Below are 21,290 nucleotides of genomic sequence, written 5' to 3' on the forward strand. Positions count from 1 at the left end.
CAGGCAGGCGTGGGGGTTATAAACCCGCTGCAATACCGAAACTCAGGTAAAGAGATCAGCCCATGGCCAGCCTTAACGACATCCGGTCGACCTTTCTGAATTACTTCGCCAAACAGGGCCATGAGATTGTGGACTCAAGCCCGTTGGTGCCGCGCAATGACCCGACGTTGATGTTCACCAACTCGGGGATGGTGCAGTTTAAGAACCTCTTCACAGGGGTGGAAAAACGCGACTATCAGCGCGCGACAACCTCCCAGAAATGTGTGCGCGCCGGTGGCAAGCACAACGATCTGGACAACGTGGGCTATACCGCGCGCCACCACACATTCTTTGAGATGCTTGGCAACTTCTCTTTTGGCGATTACTTCAAAGATGAGGCGATCCCATTTGCCTGGGAGCTGATCACCAAGGAATTCGGCATTCCGAAGGACAAGCTCTACACCACCGTCTATCACACCGATGATGAAGCCTTTGAGATCTGGAAGAAACTCGGCGTGGCTGAGGAGCGGATCATCCGCATCGCCACCTCTGATAACTTCTGGCAGATGGGGCCAACCGGCCCTTGTGGTCCGTGCACCGAGATCTTCTATGACCACGGCGATCACATCTGGGGTGGCCCTCCCGGCTCCCCTGAGGAAGACGGCGACCGTTTCATCGAGATCTGGAACGTGGTGTTCATGCAGAACGAGCAGTTTGAAGATGGCTCGATGAAGGCGCTGGACATGCAGTCGATCGACACCGGCATGGGGCTGGAGCGGATTGGCGCGTTGCTGCAGGGCAGCCACGACAACTATGACACTGATCTGTTCAAGGCGCTGATCGAGGCTTCCGCCAATGTGACCTCGACCGATCCATATGGCGATCAGAACGTGCATCACCGCGTGATTGCGGACCATCTGCGCTCCACCTCCTTCCTGATGGCAGATGGTGTGATGCCGTCCAACGATGGCCGGGGCTATGTGCTGCGCCGCATCATGCGTCGCGCGATGCGTCATGCGCACTTGCTGGGCGCAAAAGATCCAGTGATGCATCAGCTGGTGCCGGCTCTGGTCACTCAGATGGGCCAAGCCTACCCGGAGCTGGGACAGGCGCAGGCGCTGATCGAAGAGACCCTGAAGCAGGAAGAAACCAAGTTTAAAGCGACGCTGGATCGTGGTCTGAAGCTGCTGGATGACGAGCTTGGCGGGTTGGAAGAGGGCGCGCCGCTCTCTGGTGAGGCGGCCTTCAAACTCTATGACACTTACGGTTTCCCGCTGGATTTGACGCAGGATGCGCTGCGCGAGAAGGGCCGTGAGGTTGACACCGACGGTTTTGATGCCGCGATGGCGGAGCAGAAGGCCAAGGCGCGTGCGGCCCATGTGGGGTCCGGCGATGTGGCTGAGGATGCGATCTGGTTTGATATTGCCGAGGACAACGGATCTTCCGAGTTCCTGGGCTATGACACCGAAACCGCCGAGGGGCAGGTGCAGGCCGTGCTGAAAGACGGTGCGCTTGCGGATGCGCTGGCGGAAGGCGAAGAGGGCTGGCTGGTGATGAACCAGACGCCGTTTTACGCTGAAAGCGGTGGTCAGGTGGCAGACCATGGCGTGGTTGCGCGCCTTGAGAACCGCGATGAGCTGGGCCATGTCACCGACGTGCAGAAGTTTGCGGACAGCAAGCTGATTGCTCATAAGGTCAAAGTGGCGCGTGGCACGATCTCCAAAGGTGATCCGGTTGCCATGGATGTGGATCATGCGCGCCGCACGGCCATTCGCGCCAACCACTCCGCGACCCACCTGCTGCATGAAGCGCTGCGCGAGGCGCTTGGCGATCACGTGGCACAGCGTGGCTCGCTCAACGCGGATGACCGTCTGCGCTTTGACTTCAGCCACAACAAGGCGCTGAGCGCCGAGGAACTGACCCAGGTTGGCCTCGATGTGAACGCCTATATCCGCCAGAACACCGCCGTGGAAACCCGGATCATGACCCCGGATGACGCGCGTGAAATGGGCGCGCAGGCGCTCTTTGGTGAGAAATACGGCGATGAGGTGCGCGTGGTCTCTATGGGCCGTGCCAACACCGGCAAAGGGCTGAATGGCGACACGTATTCGCTGGAGCTTTGCGGCGGCACCCATGTGAAACAGACCGGCGACATCGGTGTGTTTGTGCTGCTGTCTGACAGCGCATCCTCTGCCGGTGTGCGCCGGATCGAGGCGCTGACCGGTGAGGTGGCCTTTGCGCATCTCGAGCGTGAAGCCAAACGTGTGGCCGAAGTGGCTGGCACGCTGAAGGCGCAGCCTGCTGACATCGTGGACCGCGTGAAAGCGCTTCTGGATGAGCGCAAGGCGCTGCAAAACGAAGTGGCCACGCTGCGTCGTGAGCTGGCCATGTCTGGCGGTGCTGGTCAGGGCGCTGGCCCGGAAGCCAAAGAGATCAACGGTGTGAAATTCTTTGCACAGGTGCTTTCTGGTGTGTCCGGCAAAGACCTGCCGCCGCTGATTGACGAGCATAAGGCGCGTCTGGAAAGCGGTGCGGTTCTGCTGATCGCGGACACCGATGGCAAAGTGGCTGTGGCCGCTGGTGTGACCGATGATCTGAAAGGCGATCTGAGCGCCGTGGATCTGGTGCGGGCGGCCGTGGGCGCATTGGGCGGCAAGGGCGGCGGTGGCCGTCCGGATATGGCGCAGGGCGGTGCCAAAGATGCCTCCAAAGCAGACGAAGCCTTTGTCGCTGCTGAAGCGGTGATCGCTGGCTGACCATTTGGTCAAATTCTGCTTGGACTGCCCGGCTTTTCAACTAGACTGCCGGGCAGAACAACAGGATTGGAGAGCCAGATGGGCGCACTTTGGATTGCACATGTCACCGTGACCGACGCGGAGGCCTATGGAAAATACGCAGAGCTCGCAGGCCCTGCGATTGCCAAACATGGCGGTGAATTCATCGCACGCGGCGGCAAATTTGTGCAGCTTGAGGGCAAAGAGCGCCCCCGCAATGTGGTGGCGAAATTCCCGGATGTGGATACGGCGGTGGCCTGTTACCACAGCCCGGAATACCAAGAGGCGCTGAACCATGCGCGTGGTGCAAGTGAGCGCGAACTGATGGTGGTTGAAACCACCGATTAAGCGGAAGGAGACTGGCCAGATGTGTCGTTGGGCCGCCTATATCGGGCACCCCTGTTATCTTGAAGATCTCGTCACGCGGCCAGATCACTCGCTGATCCAGCAAAGCATGCAGGCGACTGAATGCAAAACCCAGACCAATGGCGATGGCGTTGGTCTGGCGTGGTACGGGAGCCGTCCGGAACCGGGGCTGTACCGCGACACCCATCCGGCCTGGTCTGATCCCAATCTGCGTTCGCTGACCGCGCAGGTGCAATCGGAGCTGTTTCTGGCCCATGTGCGGGCCTCGACCGGCACCGCCACCAGTCGCAACAATTGCCATCCTTTTGCGGTGGGCAAATGGTCTTTCATGCACAACGGGCAGATCGGGGGATTTGAGAATTTCCGCCGCCGCGCCGATATGCTGATCCCCGATGACCTCTACCAAGAGCGCAAAGGGGCAACCGACAGCGAAGTGTTGTTTCTCTTGGGGCTGACCGAAGGCTTGCAGGACAATCCACGTGAGGCAATGGAAATTGCCGTGGGTATTCTGGAGCGGATGAGCCGAGAGCGGGGCAGCACGCCACATATGCGGCTGGCCACAGCGTTTTCTGATGGCGAGACGCTTTATGCGATCCGCTATGCCTCAGATGACCGCGCGCCCACGGTCTATCACAAGATCAGTGAAAGCCGGAGCGGCCGTGCGGTGGTGAGCGAGCCGCTGGTGCCCGCCGAAGATGGCTGGGAAGTGGTGCCATCGGGCAGTTTCTGCCGTTTTCACAAAGATGGCAGCTATGAGATCGAGCCGTTTTCGCCGCTGAGTTGATCTTAGATCAAGAAGAACTTCACGGCCCAGAATAGGAAGATGCCGTGCAGGATCGGGTAGACCCAGATCACCAGATAGGTGTCGATCTTGCGGGCCAGGGCTTCACGGCCTGTGGTTTTCATGCGCCGGAGCATGATGTTCACAAGCACGGTTGAGCCGGTGATCACAAACATGCCCGCAAGTAGGGAATCCATGAAGGTGAGATAGCCGAGCTTTGGCAGCATCGTGGAAATCGCGAAGTTGAAGGCGACGAACACCAGCAAATTGGCGGAGGCCATGTCGATGCGGCGGCGGTACTCTTCCAGAAAGAACGTGGCCCAGGTCACAAAGAGGATGATGACCAGCGGCAGCATGATGCGCAGCATGTAATATTGCACGTGGCGCTTGCCCTCAAACCGCAGGGCAACCATGGAGGTTTCGCGCTCTCCAATGCCGGGCACGTTTGAGGCGGCGATGCTGGAGTTGGACAGGATCCATTCCTCCTCGCCCAACAAATCGCCCATGCCGGTTTTGTCCTCCAGTGGGTAGAACTCCACAAATTCGGTGGGAAGCAGGGAGGATACTTCGACAAAAAACTCCTGCTTATCAAACGGGTATCTTGTGAAATTGAAGTGTGGGGCCTGAAAGGTGGCGCTGAAGCGTTCGGCGTAGTTTGTCTGGCCTGTTGCAGCGACCAGTATCGAGGATTGCTGTGTGAAGCGGCGGCCTTGCTGGTTGCGGAAGATGAAATAGGGCAGAAATTCTCCGGTCTCTTTCAGTTCTTCGTTGAACCCTTCCGGACTGTAGGTTTTGTATTCAAAGCCGTGTTCTTCAGCGTCAAAGGCGAGGTCGGGGTAGTCCACCAGCAGAAACAGCGTGCCGACCACGCCGAAGTTTTCGGACTGCTGGTCAACAAAGGTGATCTGGTCGATCTTGATGCCAACGCCCACACGCTTATGGGCGTTTTGTGTGGTGATGGCTTGTCGTGCGGGGAGCGCGCCAAAGCCTTCCATCTGTGCATGCAGGAGCGCGGGCGTGAAGGTAAGGAGGCTGAGGGCAAAAGCTGCAAGCAGTCTGAGCAACATGGCGACGAAAAAGAACCTTTGGAAATCAATTGTCCCAAAGGTCAAACAAAATGCGCGTTTTCTCAAGACTTAATGCGATCTGCCACGCTCGGGCGCAAAACCATGGTGCGGCAGATCCCAAAAAGAAACGCCGGAGCGGGGCTCCGGCGTTTTGTCATTTAGCCAACTTGCTTGGACATCCGCTTGCGCTCATGCGGGTCCAGATAGCGCTTGCGCAGACGCACGTTGTTGGGGGTCACTTCCACCAGCTCGTCGTCGTTGATGTAGGCAATCGCCTCTTCCAGAGAGAGCACCATCGGCGTGGTCAGGCGCACCGCTTCGTCAGAACCAGAAGCGCGGACGTTGGTGAGCTTCTTGCCTTTGAGCGGGTTCACTTCGAGATCGTTGTCGCGGGAGTGCTCGCCGATGATCATGCCGGTGTAGACGTCGGCCTGTGCGCCGATCATCATTTTGCCGCGATCTTCGAGGTTCCAGAGGGCGTATGCGACGGACTGGCCGTTCTCCATGGAGATCAGCACACCTGCGCGGCGGCCCGGGATGGCGCCTTTGAATTCGGTCCAGCCGTGGAACACACGGTTCAGAACGCCGGTGCCGCGGGTGTCGGTGAGGAATTCACCGTGGTAGCCGATCAGGCCGCGGGACGGCACATGGGCGATGATGCGGGTTTTGCCTGCACCGGCTGGGCGCATTTCGACCAGCTCACCTTTGCGCGCGCCGGTGAGTTTTTCGATCACCGCGCCGGAGTATTCGTCATCCACGTCGATGGTGGCTTCTTCGACCGGCTCCATCTTCACGCCGTTCTCTTCGCGCATGATCACCTGCGGACGGGAGATCGACAGCTCAAAGCCTTCGCGGCGCATGTTTTCGATCAGAACGCCCATCTGAAGTTCGCCACGGCCAGAAACCTCAAAGGCCTCGCCGCCCGGGGTGTCTTCGATTTTGATCGCGACGTTGGATTCCGCTTCTTTATAAAGGCGGTCACGGATTACACGGGACTGCACCTTTTTGCCGTCACGACCAGCCAGAGGGCTGTCGTTGATGCCAAAGGTCACGGTGATGGTGGGCGGATCGATTGGCTGTGCCTCAAGCGGCTCATCCACGGCCAGCGCACAGATGGTGTCTGCCACGGTGGCTTTCGCCATGCCTGCGATGGAGACGATGTCGCCAGCTTGGGCTTCTTCGATGTCCTGCTGGGCAAGACCACGGAAGGCCTGAATCTTGGTGACGCGGAACTGTTCGATTTTCTGGCCGATGCGGGAGATCGCCTGGACGGTTGCACCCACTTTCAGTGTGCCGGATTCCACACGACCGGTGAGGATGCGGCCCACAAAGGGGTCAGAGCCCAGCGTGGTGGCCAGCATGCGAAAATCATCGTCCTGACGGGTCACCTGCTTGGGGGCAGGAACGTGGTTCACGATCAGGTTGAAAAGCGCGTGCAGGTCTTTGCGTGGGCCATCAAGCTCTGCATCTGCCCAGCCGTTGCGGCCGGAGGCATACATGTGGGGGAAGTCGAGCTGATCGTCGTTTGCATCGAGCGAGGCAAAGAGGTCAAAACACTCGTCCAGCGCGCGATCCGGCTCGGCGTCTGGCTTGTCGACTTTGTTTAGTACCACAATCGGGCGCAGACCCAGCGCAAGCGCCTTGGAGGTCACAAATTTGGTCTGAGGCATCGGGCCTTCTGCGGCGTCCACCAGCAGGACCACGCCATCCACCATGCTCAGGATACGCTCCACTTCGCCGCCGAAGTCGGCGTGGCCGGGGGTGTCCACGATGTTGATACGGGTGCCTTTCCATTCCACGGAAGTTGGCTTTGCAAAGATCGTGATGCCGCGTTCGCGCTCCAGATCGTTGCTGTCCATGGCGCGTTCCGCCACTTCTTGGTTTTCCCGGAATGCGCCCGACTGTTTCAGCAGCTCGTCCACAAGCGTGGTTTTGCCGTGGTCAACGTGAGCGATGATGGCGATGTTGCGAAGATCCATAAGGGCAGCCTTTTCTGTTCGCGCCCGCCCTAACGCGGGTTGCGACAAAAGGCCAGCCCTTTATGGGGAAATTAATGCACTGCGGTCTTAGAAAACAGGTTGATGATCAAGATGCCAACCACAATCAGACCCATTCCCAAAATGGCGGGCAGGTCGAGCTTTTGACCGAAGGCAAAATAGGCGATCACGGAGATCGAGATGATGCCAAGGCCGGACCAGACCGCATAGGTGATGCCCACCGGCAGGAACTTGAGAGTTAGTGCCATCATGTAGAACGCCAGACCATAGCCGATCACCACAATGATGGAGGGGATCGGTTTGGTGAACTGCTGGCTTGCCTGAAGCGCGGCGGTGCCGATGGTTTCAAACACAACGGCGATCATGAGGATCAGATAGGCTTTGGGCATGGGGCGTCCTGATGGTCAGCGCGCGATGTAGCGATCGCGCCGGTGGTTGGTTGCAATCATTATATTGGTGATCGCGGCGCCGATCAGCGAGAAGACGACAGCGTTCAGGTCAAAAAACGACAAGGCGAGTGCAAAGACGACCACATCAAATCCAAGTTGTGTCCAACCTGCCTTGATGCCGCGGGTGTCTTGCAGCCAGACCGCAACGATGCCGACGCCGCCCAGGGTTGCGCCGTGGCGGAAAAGGGCGATCAGGCCGAAACCTGCGGTGATGCCTGCGAGGATTGCGGCCACCTGACTGTTGAGGTCGCTGATGGTGAAGAAGCTGGGCAGCAGATAGGACCAGAGCGACAGCAGCCCGACAGCCATGAAGGTTTTGAGCGTGAAGGTGAGCCCCATACGCAGGTAGGCGATCACGTAAAACGGCATGTTGAACACAAAGAACAGCGCGGCGAAGGGCACGCCAAGCGCCTTGCTGGCCACAAGTGCGAGGCCTGCGATTTGACCGGTGAACAACCCGCTGTTCTGCAGGAAGGTCACAGATAGCGCCACCAAAAGCGTGCCGACCATAAGCCCCTGAAAATCATCAAAGAGGCTGTGTTTTTCGGGGTGAGGGGATTCCAGAAAGCTAACCATGGGGTGCGATTTGGATCAGAGAGCGCGGACTGTCCAGAGGGGGCAGGGCAAAGCAGCTATGAACGCTGCACAAAGCTCTGCCGTTGTATGAAGTTTGGGCAGGTAAGTTGACGTGGTGAAAAGAAAAGGCGCCCGCATGGGGCGCCCTCTCAAACGTTACGCGGCAAGCGCCTTGTTGAGATTCTCGTCGATCTTCTCAAGGAAGCCCATGGTGGTGAGCCAGCCCTGATCCGGCCCCACCAGCAAGGCCAGATCTTTGGTCATATAGCCGCTTTCTACGGTTTCGATGATCACACGTTCCAACGTCTCGGCAAAGGCGCGCAGGGCGATGTTGTTGTCGAGTTTGGCGCGGTGCTTCAGGCCGCCAGTCCAAGCGTAGATCGAGGCGATCGAGTTGGTGGAGGTGGCTTCGCCTTTCTGGTGCTGACGATAATGGCGGGTGACGGTGCCGTGGGCCGCCTCTGCCTCCACGATCTTGCCATCCGGGGTCATCAGTTGGCTGGTCATCAGGCCGAGGGAGCCAAAGCCCTGTGCCACGGTGTCAGACTGCACGTCGCCATCGTAGTTTTTGCAGGCCCAGACAAATTTGCCGTTCCACTTCATGGCACAGGCAACCATGTCGTCGATCAGGCGGTGCTCATACCAGATGCCGGCGGCTTTGAATTTCTCTTCAAACTCTTCCTCATAGACCTTCTGGAACAGGTCTTTGAAGCGGCCGTCATAGGCCTTGAGAATGGTGTTCTTGGTGGAGAGATAGACCGGCCAGCCCAGGTTGAGGCCGTAGTTGAGCGAGGCGCGGGCGAAGTCGATGATCGAGCTGTCGAGGTTGTACATCGCTTGATAGACGCCTGCGGATGGGGCGTCATAGACCTCTTTTTCGATCACGGTGCCGTCTTCGCCGACAAATTTCATGGTCAGCTTGCCCGCGCCCGGGAAGGTGAAATCGGTGGCTTTGTACTGATCGCCAAAGGCGTGACGGCCCACCACGATTGGGGAGGTCCAGCCCGGAACAAGGCGGGGCACGTTGCGGCAGATGATTGGCTGGCGGAAGACCACACCGCCGAGAATGTTACGGATGGTGCCATTGGGGCTGCGCCACATTTGTTTGAGGCCAAATTCCTCGACGCGCTGCTCATCCGGTGTGATGGTCGCGCATTTCACCGCAACACCGACCTCTTTGGTCTTCTCAGCAGCGTCGATGGTGATCTGGTCGTTGGTACGGTCACGCTCTTCGATGCCGAGATCATAATAGAGCAGGTCGAGGTCGAGATAGGGCAGGATGAGTTTGTCTTTGATGAATTGCCACATGATACGGGTCATCTCATCGCCGTCCATTTCGACGATCGGGTTATCAACTTTGATCTTGGTCATGGGGGTCTCCTGTGAGCCGAGTCCTTCTTGCCGCTTCCTTAGCGGAAGTCGGGCCGATTTGAAAGTATTGTATGCAATAGTATACTAAAAATTCGTAACATTCGGAGAAGTCCGTCGCTTGCGGTGCGGCGCGAGCGCTGCGGGTTGGCGAGAAGGCATCTCGACCGCACGCAGGCGCAAGGATACCATGTGGCCATTGATTAACGCCATTGGGAGCCTGAGCCGCATATGACAACAGAAGTCTTAAGACATTATGGCGACTCTTGGCGCTTGCGGGTGCCTTTTGTGAAATCCCATCTGGTTTTCAATCTGCTGTTGGCGGCTGTGTTCACGCCAATGATGGCGGGTGCGATTTTTCTGGCCTTGAAGCTCTCCGGCAAACCGGCGCTGGCGGATTTTGACATCGTGTATTTTCTGCTGTCTCCGGTGGGGTTTGTGGCGGGTCTTTTGCTGATTGGCATGGCGCTTGTGCTGCTGACGCTGAACCTGTCGTTCATGATGGCGGTGGCGCTCAGAGATCGGGTGGGTAAATCGCACGGGCTTTGGGATGGCATCGATCTGGTGATGCCACGCTTGCCTGCGGTGCTGGGGCTTGCGGTGCAGATTTCCCTGAGGCTTCTGGCGCTTGCCTTGCCTTTCCTCGCGGTGGCGGGGCTGGCGTTTTGGTATTGGCTGGGTGCCTATGACATCAACTATTACCTCAGCACGCGCCCGCCGGAGTTTCAGCGTGCCGTTTTGGTGATCGGCGCGACGCTGGCTGTCATGGCGGGGGTGATGCTGTGGCGCAGTCTGGGTTGGGTTCTGTCGCTGCCATTGGTGCTGTTTGAGAGCATGGCGCCAGCAGATGCGATCAGAGAGAGCAAAGGGATGATGACCGGCAAGCGTATGGCGTTTGCTGTTCAGATTATCGCATGGGCGCTGATCGGCGCGCTGGTGAGTGCGCTGGTGCTTGGCCTTGTGGCATTTGGGCTGCAAGCGGGGCTGCATTTGCTGGCAGAAAACCTGCGTGCAACCGCGGCTTTCTTATTGGTTTCAGTTGCTTGCTGGTCACTTTTGAATTTGCTCCTGACGTCCTGGACCACCGGAGCGTTGGCGATGACCGTTTTGGATGCAGCCGAATGGCCTGACAGCAAGGCAGAGCGCCAAGCGCTTGCGCCGCGCGGGCTGTTGATCGCGGTGGTCGCTGTGGCCGCCGGGTCTGCGGGCCTTGGCGGTGCGGGTGTGCTTGAGCTGGCCCGTGTCGATCAGGCGAGACCGGTGGCGGTGATTGCCCATCGCGGCGCGGCAGGAGCGCGCCCGGAAAACACCATGGCCTCGGTGATGAAGGCGATTGAGGATCAGGCTGACTGGATCGAGATCGACGTGCAGGAAACCGTCGATGGCGCCGTGGTGGTGATGCATGACAGCGATTTCATGAAGCTTGCGGGCAATCCCATCAAAATCTGGGACGCGGCTTTGGCGGATCTGGAGGAGATCGACATCGGCAGCTGGTATGATCCGGCTTTTGCTGACGAGCGCGTGCCGCTGTTGCGCGATGTTCTTTTGGCGGCAAAAGACAAAGCCGGGGTGATCATTGAGCTGAAATACTACGGCCATGATCAACAGCTGGAGCAGCGGGTGGTCGATATTGTTAAAGAGACCGGTATGGTGGAGCAGGTGCAACTGATGTCGCTGAAATATGATGCGGTGCAAAAGATGCATGGGCTGCGTCCGGAGTGGTCGGTGGGCCTGCTGGCCTCGGCCGCGCTTGGCAATATGTGGAAGCTGGATGCGGATTTTCTGGCGGTGAACAGCGCCACCGTGTCGCTTGATCTGGTGAAATCTGCGCAGGCGGTGGGCAAGCCCGTCTATGTCTGGACGGTCAATGATGCGCTGTCGATGTCAGGCATGCTGTCGCTGGGTGTGGACGGTCTGATCACGGATGAGCCGGCCTTGGCGCGGCAGGTGCTGGCAGAGCGCAAGACGCTGAGTGGTATTGAGCGGGCGATCCTTGGCATGGCGGGGCGCATTGGGCTGGATCTGCCGGAGCAGGGCGATGAGGATGCTTAAACGGCTGAGCCTGTGCCTCGCGGCTGCATTTGTGCCGGGGCATGTGAGTTTCGCGGATGAGCGTGATGCGGCGCGGTTTGCCTTTCCGGCCAAGGTGGAAATCTGGCGGCACAGCCGGTTGGAATTGGTGCGGGACAGTGATCCAGACGCATTGCGGCCCTTCACCACAGACGGGTGTTCGGGTGGTATGTCTGCTGCCTGGGAAGCGCTGGCAGAGCAATCGCCGTGGTTTTATGAGGTCTTTGAAACACAGGCGCCGTGGCATGCCTGCTGTGTGACCCATGATCGGGCGTATCATCTGGGCGGCGATGATCCCGCGCCGGAGGCAGGTTACTGGGCGCGCCTGCAGGCGGACGAGTCGCTGCGCAGCTGTGTGCAGAATGTGGGACAACGTGACAGTGCGGCCTTGGCTACGCAATACGGACGCGATGCTGAGGAAGTGGCAGCGATCATCACCTTTGTCAGTCAGCGGATGTATGAGGCTGTGCGCCTAGGCGGGTGGCCGTGCTCAGGGCTGTCCTGGCGCTGGGGCTATGGCTGGCCGCAATGCTGGTAAGCTGCGCTTAGGCGCGACCGTCAAACCACGCGGCAATGCGGGCCTTGAGGTGATCCCAAATCGCGGGCGCGCCTTTGGCCACTTTCCAGCCGACGCGGTCTTCGAGCTGCTGGCGGGTGACATTGTACTCTGGCCATGTGCCGCCGTCGGTTTCCAGATTGCCAATCACCGGCTGGACCCGATCAATGCTTTTGGCAAAGACAGCGTCATCACTCTCAGCGCCTTCAAATTCATCCCATAAGGCACGGAATTCATTGGCTTGATCGGCAGGCAGGAGGCCAAAGATGCGATCTGCGGCGGCGCTTTCGGCGGCTTCCATCGCGGCAATGTCATGATCGCCGTGGATGGGGCTGTCACCCACATCAATTTCCACAAGATCGTGGATCAACAGCATGCGGATCACGCGGTCGATGTTGATGTCACGATTGGAATGTTCGGCCAGGATCATTGCATAAAGCGCGATGTGCCAGCTGTGGCTGCCGCTGTCTTCTTTGCGGTGGCCATCGAGCACCTTGGTGGCCCGATATACAGATTTGAGTTTGTCCGCCTCAGTCAGAAAGGCAATTTGCTGGCTGAGACGATCGCTCATGTGGGCTTTGTTTCCGCTGCTGCTTTTGCCGCGCGGGCGGCTTTGACTTTGTTCACCAGAAAGGCGCGCGCTTTCTCCTCAGACATGCGCACGCGGATCTCGGTCAGAAAGGCCTCTTCAAGAGACTGCGAAGACGCCGCCAGCATATTTCCAACTTCCACAAAGAGGCGCTCATCGCCCAGTTCCTTCTGGGCTTTGAGGGTGTCTTCGGCAAGTTTGGCCGCCAGCGTCTCCAGCGAAGAGCTCATCAGCGGGTGCTTTCCGTCAGGCGACGCTTCACGTAGTCGGTCACATTGCCGGTGAGCTGATCCATATACTCATCGGTTTCAAAGAAGTGGCCAGCACCGTCGATTTCGGTGTGCGTGATGGTGATGCCTTTTTGCTCGTGAAGCTTGTTCACAAGCGTATGGGTTTCTGCCGGAGGCGCCACACGGTCGTTCTTGCCGTTGATGATCAGACCAGAGCTCGGGCAGGGCGCGAGGAAGGAGAAATCATACATGTTGGCAGGCGGTGCCACGGAGATGAAGCCGGTGATTTCTGGACGGCGCATCAGAAGCTGCATGCCGATCCAGGCACCAAAAGAGAAGCCAGCAACCCAGCAGTGCTTGGAGTTGTTGTTCATCGACTGCAGGTAGTCGAGTGCGGAGGCCGCATCAGACAGCTCACCCACGCCCTGGTCGTATTCGCCCTGAGACCGGCCAACACCACGGAAGTTAAACCGCAGAACGGTGAACCCCATGTTGTAGAATGCGTAGTGCAGATTGTAGACGACCTTGTTGTTCATCGTGCCGCCAAATTGCGGATGCGGATGCAAAACGATGGCGATGGGGGCGTCTTTTTCTTTCTGCGGGTGGTAGCGGCCTTCGAGGCGGCCTTCTGGTCCTGGAAAAATCACCTCAGGCATGTTTGTCGTCAATCTCCCTCAGAAAGGTGGCCGGGAATTCTTGACGAAATCCCTCTATCACCTTAGAACGCTTCTAAATCGTGTGGCGCTTGTGCGCCGTGCAGGTTCTAGCGACTTAAGCTCAGAAGTGGCCGAGGTCAATCAGTTCGAAGAGGTCTGTCATGAAACTGTCGACAAAAGGACGCTATGCGGTGGTTGCGTTGGCGGATATTGCATTGCAGCCGCCAGAGAACCTCGTGAGCCTCAATGAGATTGCGAAGCGTCAGGACATTTCCCTGCCGTATCTGGAACAGCTGTTTGTGAAGCTGCGCCGGGCCGGGCTGGTTGAATCTGTGCGTGGCCCGGGCGGCGGGTACCGTTTGGCACGCAGCGCGTCTGAGATTCGCACAGCGGATATTCTGGCGGCGGTGGATGAAACCGTTTCAGCGCTGCACACCGGTGCCGGCGCGAGCGGCGGGTCCAGCGGGTCGCGGGCACAGTCGATGGCCAACCGCCTTTGGGAAGGTCTGTCGGCACATGTCTATGTGTTCCTGCATCAGACACGCCTGTCTGACATCGTTCAGAACGATCTTGCGCCTTGTCCGGCGGTCCCAACCTTGTTTTCCGTTGTGGATGATGGCGCTGACGAAGCGACCAGCGAAGACGCCTGATGCGCGCTTATCTGGACCATAATGCGACCACGCCGATCCGGCAGGAGGCCAAGGACGCGATGATCGCGGCGATGGATGTGGTGGGCAACCCATCCTCCGTGCATGCCGAGGGGCGCGCGGCCAAGAGCCTTCTGGAGCGGGCGCGGGCAGAGATTGCGACAGTTTTTGGCGCGGATGGGGCGGATGTAATTTTCACCTCCAGCGCCACCGAGGCGGCGGCTTTGGCGCTGCGCGGGCGCGATTTGCTTGGTGCTGACGTGGAACATGATGCTGTGGCGGCCTGGACCTCTGGCACCTTGCCTGTGGATGGCGACGGGCGTGTAGCGATCACTGACCCGAGCCAAAGCTGCGTGCAGCTGGCCAATTCGGAAACCGGCATTGTGCAGGATTTGCCCGAAGGGCTGGCGGTCAGCGATATGACGCAGGCGTTCGGCAAGCTGCCCTTGGCGTTTAACTGGAGCGGCGCGCAGATGGCGCTGATCTCGGCGCATAAACTGGGTGGCCCCAAAGGCATTGGCGCGCTGGTGGTGAAACGCGGCACCGATGTGCCTGCGCAGCTTTTGGGCGGTGGTCAGGAAATGGGCCGCCGTGCGGGCACCGAAAACATCATTGGCGCAGCGGGCTTTGCCGCCGCAGCCAGCGCGGCGACACGTGATCTGGCCAACGGCGTTTGGGACCGCTTGGCTGAGCTGCGCGATATGTTGGAGGCACGTCTTGCGAGCGAGACCTCTGACACCATCTTTGTTGGGCAGGGTGCAAAACGCCTGCCCAACACAAGCTGCATTGCGACCCCCGGCTGGAAGGGCGAGACGCAGGTCATGCAGATGGATTTGGCAGGCTTTGCGGTGTCTGCCGGTTCAGCCTGTTCGTCGGGCAAAGTCCGGGCGAGCAAGGTTCTGACCGCAATGGGGTTTGATGAACCCACAGCCGCGAGTGCAATCCGGGTCAGCTTGGGGCCCGTAACAACAGAGAACGATGTGATGGGGTTTGCCGATGCTTGGCTCTCCGTCCAGAGGAAACACCTTGCCCGTTCTGCATAAGAACACGGCAGGGCAGCGAACACATAGGAGTAGCAGATGGCGGCAATCGACCAGACGCAAGTAAAAGAAGGTGTCGATCAGGAAACCGTAGATGCCGTGCGCGAAGTGGGCGGCAAATACAAATACGGTTGGGAAACCGAGATCGAAATGGAATACGCCCCCAAAGGGCTGACCCCTGACATCGTTCGCTTGATTTCCGAGAAGAACGAAGAGCCGGAATGGATGACCGAATGGCGGCTTGAGGCGTATCAGCGCTGGCTGACCAAGGAAGAACCCGATTGGGCGATGCTGGACTATCCTGAAGTGGATTTTCAGGATCAGTACTACTATGCGCGCCCCAAAAGCATGGAAGAGAAGCCGAAGTCTCTCGATGAAGTGGATCCCAAGCTGCTGGCAACTTACGAAAAGCTCGGTATCCCTCTGAAAGAACAGATGATTTTGGCGGGCGTCGAAGGCGCTGAGAACGCCCCTGCAGAAGGCCGCAAAGTGGCTGTGGATGCAGTGTTTGACTCTGTTTCCGTGGGCACAACCTTCCAGAAAGAGCTGAAAGAAGCGGGCGTGATCTTCTGCTCGATCTCTGAGGCGATCCGCGAGCATCCAGAGCTGGTGAAGAAATACCTCGGCTCCGTGGTGCCTGTGAGCGACAACTTCTATGCGACGCTCAACAGCGCCGTGTTCTCTGACGGCTCGTTTGTTTATGTGCCGCCGGGTGTGCGCTGCCCGATGGAGCTGTCCACCTATTTCCGTATCAACGCGGAAAACACCGGCCAGTTTGAGCGCACGCTGATCATCGCGGACAAAGGCTCTTACGTGTCTTATCTGGAAGGCTGTACCGCGCCACAGCGTGACACCAGCCAGCTGCACGCCGCGGTCGTGGAAATCATCATCGAAGAAGATGCAGAGGTGAAATACTCCACCGTTCAGAACTGGTATCCCGGTGATGAGAACGGAAAAGGCGGTATCTACAACTTCGTGACCAAGCGCGCGGATTGCCGTGGCGATCGTTCCAAAGTGATGTGGACGCAGGTGGAAACAGGCTCTGCGGTGACCTGGAAATACCCGTCCTGCATTCTGCGTGGCGATGACAGCCAGGGCGAGTTCTACTCGATTGCGATCACCAACAACCACCAGCAGGCCGACACCGGCACCAAGATGATCCATCTGGGCAAAAACACCAAATCGCGCATTGTCTCCAAGGGCATCAGCGCAGGTGTGGCGCAGAACACTTATCGCGGTCTGGTCTCCATGCACCCGAAAGCCAAGAACAGCCGGAACTACACGCAATGTGACAGCCTGCTGATTGGCGACAAATGCGGGGCGCACACCGTGCCTTACATCGAGGTGAAGAACAACTCTTCCCGTGTGGAGCATGAGGCGACAACCTCCAAGGTGGATGATGAACAGATGTTCTACTGCCGCCAGCGGGGCATGGACGAGGAAGAGGCCGTGGCGCTGATCGTGAATGGCTTTGCCAAGGAAGTGCTTCAGGCGCTGCCGATGGAATTCGCCATGGAAGCGCAGCAGCTTGTGGCGATCTCGCTGGAAGGCTCTGTGGGCTGATACCGCCTGTATGAGGGTGCGGCGGCTCAAAAGCGGCGCCTTCTCCCCAAAAGTTATGACCGGGCGCACGCGCTCGAAGAAATTCTGAGGAATAGAAAATGTTGGAAATCAAAGGTCTGAAGGTCAAACTGGAAGAAGAAGACAAGCAGATCCTGAAAGGTGTGGATCTGAAAGTGGAAGCGGGCAAGGTGCATGCGATCATGGGCCCGAACGGCTCCGGCAAATCCACCCTGTCTTATGTTCTGTCCGGCAAAGACGGCTATGAAGTCACCGACGGCGAAGCGACCCTTGAGGGCGAAGACCTGCTGGATATGGAAGCGGAAGAGCGCGCGGCGGCGGGCCTGTTTCTGGCGTTCCAGTATCCGGTGGAGATCCCCGGTGTTGGTAACATGACCTTCCTGCGCACCGCGGTAAACGCACAGCGCAAGGCACGTGGCGAAGAAGAGCTCTCTGCGGCGGACTTCCTCAAAGAGGTGCGTGCCAAAGCCAAGACCCTGAAAATCGACGCGGATATGCTGAAGCGTCCGGTGAACGTGGGCTTCTCTGGCGGTGAGAAGAAGCGTAACGAGATCCTGCAGATGGCGATGCTTGCGCCAAAGATGTGCATCCTTGATGAGACCGATTCCGGTCTGGATGTGGACGCGATGAAGCTTGTGTCTGAGGGCGTGAACGCACTGCGTGATGAAGGCCGTGGTTTCCTTGTGATCACCCACTACCAGCGTCTGCTGGACCACATCAAACCGGACGTTGTGCACATCATGGCAAACGGCCGCATCGTGAAGACCGGTGGCCCAGAGCTGGCGCTGGAAGTTGAAAAGAACGGCTATGCCGACATTCTGGCGGAGGTGGCATAATGGCCGCTTTGGCAAAGAAACAAGAGGCAACGGCGGCGCGGCTGGACGGGCTGAGCCTGCCGGCCGGTGGCCAGTGGGCCACTGAGGCACGTGAGGCGGCGCTGAGCCGTCTCAAGGAGATGGGCCTGCCGGATCGTCGCGACGAATACTGGAAGTTCACCCGCCCGGACACGCTGACCCAAGCAGAGGCGCCTGAGGCGGCTGTGTTTGAAACCGGTGAAGCACCGCTGTTTGACAACTTTGACCGCATCAAAGTGGTCTTTGTGGACGGTGTGTTTGACGCGGATGCCTCCGATGAACTGGCCGGTGAGGGCCTGAGCATCGAGCGTCTGGCGGATGTGGCCAGCAAGGACATTCACTGGGCCAAAGACCTTTATGGGCATCTGGAAACCAAAGGTCAGGATCCGGTTGAGCGCCCATTGGCGGCGATGAATACCGCCTTTGCCACCGATGGTGTGGTGATCCATGTGACCGGCAAGGTGAGCAAGCCTGTGAACCTGATCTACCGTCACAAGGAAACCACCTCTGACGCGATCCTGCACCATGTTGTGAAACTGGACGCCGGTGCGGAAGTGACCATCCTTGAAAACGGCCCGGCAGCGGCGCGTTTCAACAAATCTATGGAAGTGGATGTGGCGGATGGGGCGGCGTTCCACCATGTGCGTGCGCAGGGCCGTGATCACGAGCGCCGTGCGGTGACACATCTGTTTGGGCGTCTGGGCACCGAAAGCGTGTTCAAATCCTTCACGCTGACTGTGAATGGCCGTCTGACCCGCAACGAAGCTGTGCTTGAGCTGACCGGGGATGACGCGGTGGCCCATGTGGCGGGTGCGTGCTTGGGTGATGGTGAATTCCACCATGATGACACGGTGTTTGTGACCCATGATGCGCTGAACTGTGAAAGCCGTCAGGTGTTCAAAAAGGTGCTGCGCAATGGCGCGGTTGGCACCTTCCAGGGCAAGATCCTCGTGAAAGCAGGCGCACAGAAGACCGATGGCTATCAGATCAGCCAGTCGCTTCTGCTGGATGAAGACAGCCAGTTCCTCGCCAAGCCGGAGCTTGAAATCTACGCCGATGATGTGGCCTGTTCACACGGCTCCACTTCCGGTGCGATCGACGAAGATGCGCTTTTCTATCTGCGTGCGCGCGGCGTGCCCAAAGACATTGCCACCGATCTGTTGGTGATGTCCTTTGTGGCCGAAGCGGTGGATGAGGTCGAAAGCGAAGAGCTGCGGGAGGCGCTGATTGAGCGTCTGCAAGGCTGGCTGGAGCGTCGTCACCACTGATGTCAATCACGCAAGACATTGTTGCGAGCTATCGCGCACCACGCTCTGTGGTGCGCAGATTGCTTGCAATGGGAGAACGAGAGGATCGCGCCTTTGCGATCCTCATGGCCGCTTGCGCGGTCATTTTTGTATCGCGCTGGCCTGCGCTTGCGCGACAAGCTCATTTTGAGCAGATCGAGCTGAACCCGCTTCTGGGGGGCAGCCTTTTTGCGCTTTTGTTCATTTTGCCGCTTTGTGCCTATGTTCTGGCCTACGTGACACATCTGATCCTGCGCACCGCTGGGCGCAAGCAAAGCGCCTTTGGCGCGCGTATGTCGCTGTTCTGGGCGATGATCGCCACCGGCCCGCTCTATCTTTTGGTGGGGCTTGTGGAGGGCTTCATCGGTGAGGGCACCGCCTTGACCATCGTGGGGGCCTTGTGGTTTGCGGTGTTTCTGTGGATCTGGTTTTCCGGATTGATTGAGGCGGGCAGGGTAGACGCATGAAAGACCAATTGAGCGCTTTGTTCTGGCTCACGATCCGTGACCCTGCAGAGGCCGCCCTCGCGATCATGAGCCGCCCTGTGGCACGCCAAATTGGCTGGATGATCCTGTTTCTGGGCATCCTGCTGAATGTGTTTGCCCATTTCCTGACGCTGGCGATTTTCCCCGCGCCGGAAGAGTTTGCCACACCTTTGCTGAACGCGCCGTTCCTCTATGCTTTTGCCATGGGCGGCGGTCTGATTGTGCTGATCTTTGCCTTCTTCTGGGGCGGTCGCGCGATTGGCGGACGCGGGCGTTTTGACGATCTGCTGCTGGCCATGGGTTGGCTGCAGTATATGCGTTTCGTGGTTCAACTGTTTGTGCTTATCCTTATGGTTTTGCTGCCAAACTTCGCTTTGCTGCTGTCGCTTGGCGTCGGGCTCTATTCGATCTGGATCGTGTTGCACTTTGTCAACGTGATCCATGGTATCGGCAGCCTTGGCAAGACCTTTGTGCTGCTGCTTTTTACCTCATTGGGCCTTGTGCTCGGAATGACCATGCTGCTGTCACTGACCGCCGCAACCGCAATTGGGATGTCCTAACATGTATGACGTCAATAAAATCCGCGCTGATTTTCCGATCCTCAGCCGTGAGGTGAATGGAAAGCCTCTGGTGTATCTGGACAATGGCGCCTCCGCGCAAAAGCCCAAGGTGGTGATTGACGCGGTGACTAAGGCCTATGCCGATGAATACGCCAATGTGCACCGCGGTTTGCACTATCTCTCCAATCTGGCGACCGACAAATATGAGGCCGTGCGGGGCACTATTGCCAAGTTCCTGAACGCCAAGAGCGAGGATGAGATTGTCCTAAACTCCGGCACCACCGAAGGCATCAATATGGTGGCCTATGGCTGGGCGATGCCGCGTATGGAAGCAGGTGACGAGATTGTTCTGTCGGTGATGGAGCACCATGCCAATATCGTGCCATGGCATTTCCTGCGCGAGCGTCAGGGCGTGGTGATCAAATGGGTGGATGTGGACGCCACCGGCGCGCTGGACCCACAGGCGGTGATTGACGCGATTGGCCGCAAAACCAAACTGGTCGCTATCACACAGTGTTCCAACGTACTGGGCACCATGGTGGATGTGAAAACCATCACCGCAGCAGCCCATGAAAAAGGCGTACCGGTGCTGGTGGACGGCTCTCAGGGCTCGGTACACGCGCCTGTGGACGTGCAGGACATCGACTGCGATTTCTATGCGATCACCGGGCACAAGCTTTATGGCCCGTCCGGCTCCGGCGCGATCTACTGTAAGGCAGAACGCATGGCGGAGATGCGCCCCTTTATCGGGGGCGGCGACATGATCAAGGAAGTCAGCAAAGAAGCTGTCATCTACAATGATCCGCCAATGAAGTTTGAAGCGGGCACGCCGGGCATTGTGCAGACCATCGGTCTGGGCGTGGCGCTGGAGTATATGATGGATCTTGGCATGGAGAACATCGCCGCGCATGAGGCCTCGCTGCGGGATTATGCGGTGCAAAAGCTCTCCGGGCTGAATTGGCTGCAGGTGCAGGGCACGACGGCGGATAAGGCGGCGATCTTCAGCTTTACGCTGGACGGCGCAGCACACGCGCATGACATCTCCACCATTCTGGACAAAAAAGGTGTGGCTGTGCGGGCAGGGCACCACTGTGCCGGGCCGCTGATGGATCATCTGGGGGTGTCGGCCACCTGCCGTGCGAGCTTTGGCCTTTATAACACCACGCAAGAGGTGGATGTGTTGGTGGACGCGCTCGAACTCGCCCACGAACTCTTTGCCTAACCACGCATTTTGCGATTGCGGGGCGTAGCCACACTGGCTATACCCCGTTTTGGAAGCACCCATAGCTCAGCTGGATAGAGTGTCGCCCTCCGAAGGCGAAGGTCGAAGGTTCGAATCCTTCTGGGTGCGCCATTTCACATTTTGCTGTTGATAACTC

At 58.4% G+C, this 21,290-nt stretch carries 21 protein-coding genes and 1 tRNA gene; 14 read left to right on the plus strand and 8 right to left on the minus strand.

The window, feature by feature from the left end:
• Positions 1–62 precede the first annotated feature (62 nt).
• The 3 genes from alaS to J7412_RS19885 all read left to right on the plus strand — a co-directional run bounded on the left by alaS (position 63) and on the right by J7412_RS19885 (position 3,903).
• Positions 63–2,735, plus strand: a complete 2,673-nt coding sequence (gene alaS / locus J7412_RS19875; RefSeq protein WP_209080936.1) for an alanine--tRNA ligase — start codon at positions 63–65, stop codon at positions 2,733–2,735.
• Positions 2,736–2,813: 78 nt separating this feature from the next.
• Entirely contained in the window at positions 2,814–3,101 is a 288-nt protein-coding gene (locus J7412_RS19880) for a DUF1330 domain-containing protein (protein WP_209062921.1), read from the plus strand.
• A gap of 19 nt (positions 3,102–3,120) precedes the next feature.
• On the plus strand, positions 3,121–3,903 hold the full coding sequence (locus tag J7412_RS19885) for a class II glutamine amidotransferase (protein WP_209080938.1): 783 nt from the start codon (positions 3,121–3,123) through the stop codon (positions 3,901–3,903).
• 2 nt (positions 3,904–3,905) lie between these two features.
• Here J7412_RS19885 and J7412_RS19890 read toward each other — a convergent pair whose 3' ends face one another.
• The 5 genes from J7412_RS19890 to J7412_RS19910 form a co-directional block, all read right to left on the minus strand.
• Positions 3,906–4,967: a hypothetical protein gene (locus J7412_RS19890; RefSeq protein ID WP_209080940.1), complete on the minus strand. Its 1,062-nt coding sequence runs from the start codon at positions 4,965–4,967 to the stop codon at positions 3,906–3,908.
• A gap of 158 nt (positions 4,968–5,125) precedes the next feature.
• A complete protein-coding gene (gene typA / locus J7412_RS19895) occupies positions 5,126–6,946 on the minus strand; it encodes a translational GTPase TypA (protein ID WP_209062916.1) in 1,821 nt (606 codons plus the stop codon).
• 71 nt (positions 6,947–7,017) lie between these two features.
• The gene (locus J7412_RS19900) at positions 7,018–7,353 is read right to left on the minus strand and encodes an SMR family transporter (RefSeq protein ID WP_209062914.1); all 336 of its coding nucleotides are present in this window, start codon (positions 7,351–7,353) and stop codon (positions 7,018–7,020) included.
• Positions 7,354–7,368: 15 nt separating this feature from the next.
• Entirely contained in the window at positions 7,369–7,989 is a 621-nt protein-coding gene (locus J7412_RS19905) for a YitT family protein (RefSeq protein WP_209080949.1), read from the minus strand.
• A 156-nt stretch (positions 7,990–8,145) separates the two neighbouring features.
• Positions 8,146–9,360, minus strand: a complete 1,215-nt coding sequence (locus J7412_RS19910; protein ID WP_209080951.1) for an NADP-dependent isocitrate dehydrogenase — start codon at positions 9,358–9,360, stop codon at positions 8,146–8,148.
• Between the two features lie 228 nt (positions 9,361–9,588).
• Here J7412_RS19910 and J7412_RS19915 point away from each other — a divergent pair, with 228 nt between their 5' ends.
• Positions 9,589–11,409, plus strand: a complete 1,821-nt coding sequence (locus J7412_RS19915; RefSeq protein WP_209080953.1) for a glycerophosphodiester phosphodiesterase — start codon at positions 9,589–9,591, stop codon at positions 11,407–11,409.
• Positions 11,396–11,965: a hypothetical protein gene (locus J7412_RS19920; RefSeq protein ID WP_209080955.1), complete on the plus strand. Its 570-nt coding sequence runs from the start codon at positions 11,396–11,398 to the stop codon at positions 11,963–11,965. The genes J7412_RS19915 and J7412_RS19920 overlap by 14 nt, the downstream gene beginning before the upstream one ends.
• A gap of 7 nt (positions 11,966–11,972) precedes the next feature.
• Here J7412_RS19920 and J7412_RS19925 read toward each other — a convergent pair whose 3' ends face one another.
• Genes J7412_RS19925 through J7412_RS19935 form a run of 3 tightly spaced genes read right to left on the minus strand, consistent with a single transcriptional unit; the run spans position 11,973 to position 13,458 of the window.
• Positions 11,973–12,554 (minus strand): HD domain-containing protein, encoded by a 582-nt coding sequence (locus J7412_RS19925; protein ID WP_209080963.1) that lies wholly within the window; start codon positions 12,552–12,554, stop codon positions 11,973–11,975.
• Positions 12,551–12,802, minus strand: coding sequence for a hypothetical protein (locus J7412_RS19930; protein ID WP_209062900.1), 252 nt, complete (start codon positions 12,800–12,802; stop codon positions 12,551–12,553). The genes J7412_RS19925 and J7412_RS19930 overlap by 4 nt, the downstream gene beginning before the upstream one ends.
• Positions 12,802–13,458 carry an alpha/beta hydrolase gene (locus J7412_RS19935; RefSeq protein ID WP_209062898.1) on the minus strand — a complete coding sequence of 219 codons (657 nt, stop codon included), beginning with the start codon at positions 13,456–13,458 and terminating at the stop codon, positions 12,802–12,804. Before J7412_RS19935 ends, J7412_RS19930 begins: the two co-directional genes overlap by 1 nt.
• Before the next feature lie 161 nt (positions 13,459–13,619).
• Between J7412_RS19935 and J7412_RS19940 the strand changes: the two genes are divergently transcribed.
• From J7412_RS19940 to J7412_RS19980, 9 genes are all read left to right on the plus strand, one after another.
• Positions 13,620–14,108, plus strand: coding sequence for an Rrf2 family transcriptional regulator (locus J7412_RS19940; RefSeq protein WP_209080965.1), 489 nt, complete (start codon positions 13,620–13,622; stop codon positions 14,106–14,108).
• On the plus strand, positions 14,105–15,148 hold the full coding sequence (locus tag J7412_RS19945; protein WP_209081009.1) for a cysteine desulfurase family protein: 1,044 nt from the start codon (positions 14,105–14,107) through the stop codon (positions 15,146–15,148). The genes J7412_RS19940 and J7412_RS19945 overlap by 4 nt, the downstream gene beginning before the upstream one ends.
• Before the next feature lie 36 nt (positions 15,149–15,184).
• Positions 15,185–16,708 carry a Fe-S cluster assembly protein SufB gene (gene sufB / locus J7412_RS19950; protein WP_209080967.1) on the plus strand — a complete coding sequence of 508 codons (1,524 nt, stop codon included), beginning with the start codon at positions 15,185–15,187 and terminating at the stop codon, positions 16,706–16,708.
• Positions 16,709–16,806: 98 nt separating this feature from the next.
• Positions 16,807–17,562 (plus strand): Fe-S cluster assembly ATPase SufC, encoded by a 756-nt coding sequence (sufC, locus tag J7412_RS19955; protein ID WP_209080976.1) that lies wholly within the window; start codon positions 16,807–16,809, stop codon positions 17,560–17,562.
• Complete coding sequence (gene sufD, locus J7412_RS19960; RefSeq protein ID WP_209080978.1) at positions 17,562–18,848, plus strand: Fe-S cluster assembly protein SufD; 1,287 nt, start codon at positions 17,562–17,564, stop codon at positions 18,846–18,848. Before sufC ends, sufD begins: the two co-directional genes overlap by 1 nt.
• Positions 18,848–19,333 carry a YIP1 family protein gene (locus J7412_RS19965; RefSeq protein ID WP_209080980.1) on the plus strand — a complete coding sequence of 162 codons (486 nt, stop codon included), beginning with the start codon at positions 18,848–18,850 and terminating at the stop codon, positions 19,331–19,333. The genes sufD and J7412_RS19965 overlap by 1 nt, the downstream gene beginning before the upstream one ends.
• Positions 19,330–19,911 carry a YIP1 family protein gene (locus tag J7412_RS19970; protein WP_209062889.1) on the plus strand — a complete coding sequence of 194 codons (582 nt, stop codon included), beginning with the start codon at positions 19,330–19,332 and terminating at the stop codon, positions 19,909–19,911. The genes J7412_RS19965 and J7412_RS19970 overlap by 4 nt, the downstream gene beginning before the upstream one ends.
• 1 nt (position 19,912) lies before the next feature.
• Positions 19,913–21,133 carry a cysteine desulfurase gene (locus J7412_RS19975; RefSeq protein ID WP_209080982.1) on the plus strand — a complete coding sequence of 407 codons (1,221 nt, stop codon included), beginning with the start codon at positions 19,913–19,915 and terminating at the stop codon, positions 21,131–21,133.
• A gap of 55 nt (positions 21,134–21,188) precedes the next feature.
• Positions 21,189–21,265 (plus strand) — tRNA-Arg (locus tag J7412_RS19980).
• Positions 21,266–21,290: the final 25 nt, after the last annotated feature.

It is taken from the genome of Shimia sp. R9_3 (assembly GCF_017743755.1).
Lineage (GTDB): Bacteria > Pseudomonadota > Alphaproteobacteria > Rhodobacterales > Rhodobacteraceae > Shimia.

What these genes read in the sequence shown, in the direction of transcription:
- alaS (WP_209080936.1), top strand. Translation starts at nt 63, where the DNA reads ATGGCCAGCCTTAACGACATCCGGTCGACCTTTCTGAATTACTTCGCC.
- J7412_RS19880 (WP_209062921.1), top strand. Translation starts at nt 2,814, where the DNA reads ATGGGCGCACTTTGGATTGCACATGTCACCGTGACCGACGCGGAGGCC.
- J7412_RS19885 (WP_209080938.1), top strand. Translation starts at nt 3,121, where the DNA reads ATGTGTCGTTGGGCCGCCTATATCGGGCACCCCTGTTATCTTGAAGAT.
- J7412_RS19890 (WP_209080940.1), bottom strand. Translation starts at nt 4,967, where the DNA reads ATGTTGCTCAGACTGCTTGCAGCTTTTGCCCTCAGCCTCCTTACCTTC.
- typA (WP_209062916.1), bottom strand. Translation starts at nt 6,946, where the DNA reads ATGGATCTTCGCAACATCGCCATCATCGCTCACGTTGACCACGGCAAA.
- J7412_RS19900 (WP_209062914.1), bottom strand. Translation starts at nt 7,353, where the DNA reads ATGCCCAAAGCCTATCTGATCCTCATGATCGCCGTTGTGTTTGAAACC.
- J7412_RS19905 (WP_209080949.1), bottom strand. Translation starts at nt 7,989, where the DNA reads ATGGTTAGCTTTCTGGAATCCCCTCACCCCGAAAAACACAGCCTCTTT.
- J7412_RS19910 (WP_209080951.1), bottom strand. Translation starts at nt 9,360, where the DNA reads ATGACCAAGATCAAAGTTGATAACCCGATCGTCGAAATGGACGGCGAT.
- J7412_RS19915 (WP_209080953.1), top strand. Translation starts at nt 9,589, where the DNA reads ATGACAACAGAAGTCTTAAGACATTATGGCGACTCTTGGCGCTTGCGG.
- J7412_RS19920 (WP_209080955.1), top strand. Translation starts at nt 11,396, where the DNA reads ATGAGGATGCTTAAACGGCTGAGCCTGTGCCTCGCGGCTGCATTTGTG.
- J7412_RS19925 (WP_209080963.1), bottom strand. Translation starts at nt 12,554, where the DNA reads ATGAGCGATCGTCTCAGCCAGCAAATTGCCTTTCTGACTGAGGCGGAC.
- J7412_RS19930 (WP_209062900.1), bottom strand. Translation starts at nt 12,802, where the DNA reads ATGAGCTCTTCGCTGGAGACGCTGGCGGCCAAACTTGCCGAAGACACC.
- J7412_RS19935 (WP_209062898.1), bottom strand. Translation starts at nt 13,458, where the DNA reads ATGCCTGAGGTGATTTTTCCAGGACCAGAAGGCCGCCTCGAAGGCCGC.
- J7412_RS19940 (WP_209080965.1), top strand. Translation starts at nt 13,620, where the DNA reads ATGAAACTGTCGACAAAAGGACGCTATGCGGTGGTTGCGTTGGCGGAT.
- sufB (WP_209080967.1), top strand. Translation starts at nt 15,185, where the DNA reads ATGGCGGCAATCGACCAGACGCAAGTAAAAGAAGGTGTCGATCAGGAA.
- sufC (WP_209080976.1), top strand. Translation starts at nt 16,807, where the DNA reads ATGTTGGAAATCAAAGGTCTGAAGGTCAAACTGGAAGAAGAAGACAAG.
- sufD (WP_209080978.1), top strand. Translation starts at nt 17,562, where the DNA reads ATGGCCGCTTTGGCAAAGAAACAAGAGGCAACGGCGGCGCGGCTGGAC.
- J7412_RS19965 (WP_209080980.1), top strand. Translation starts at nt 18,848, where the DNA reads ATGTCAATCACGCAAGACATTGTTGCGAGCTATCGCGCACCACGCTCT.
- J7412_RS19970 (WP_209062889.1), top strand. Translation starts at nt 19,330, where the DNA reads ATGAAAGACCAATTGAGCGCTTTGTTCTGGCTCACGATCCGTGACCCT.
- J7412_RS19975 (WP_209080982.1), top strand. Translation starts at nt 19,913, where the DNA reads ATGTATGACGTCAATAAAATCCGCGCTGATTTTCCGATCCTCAGCCGT.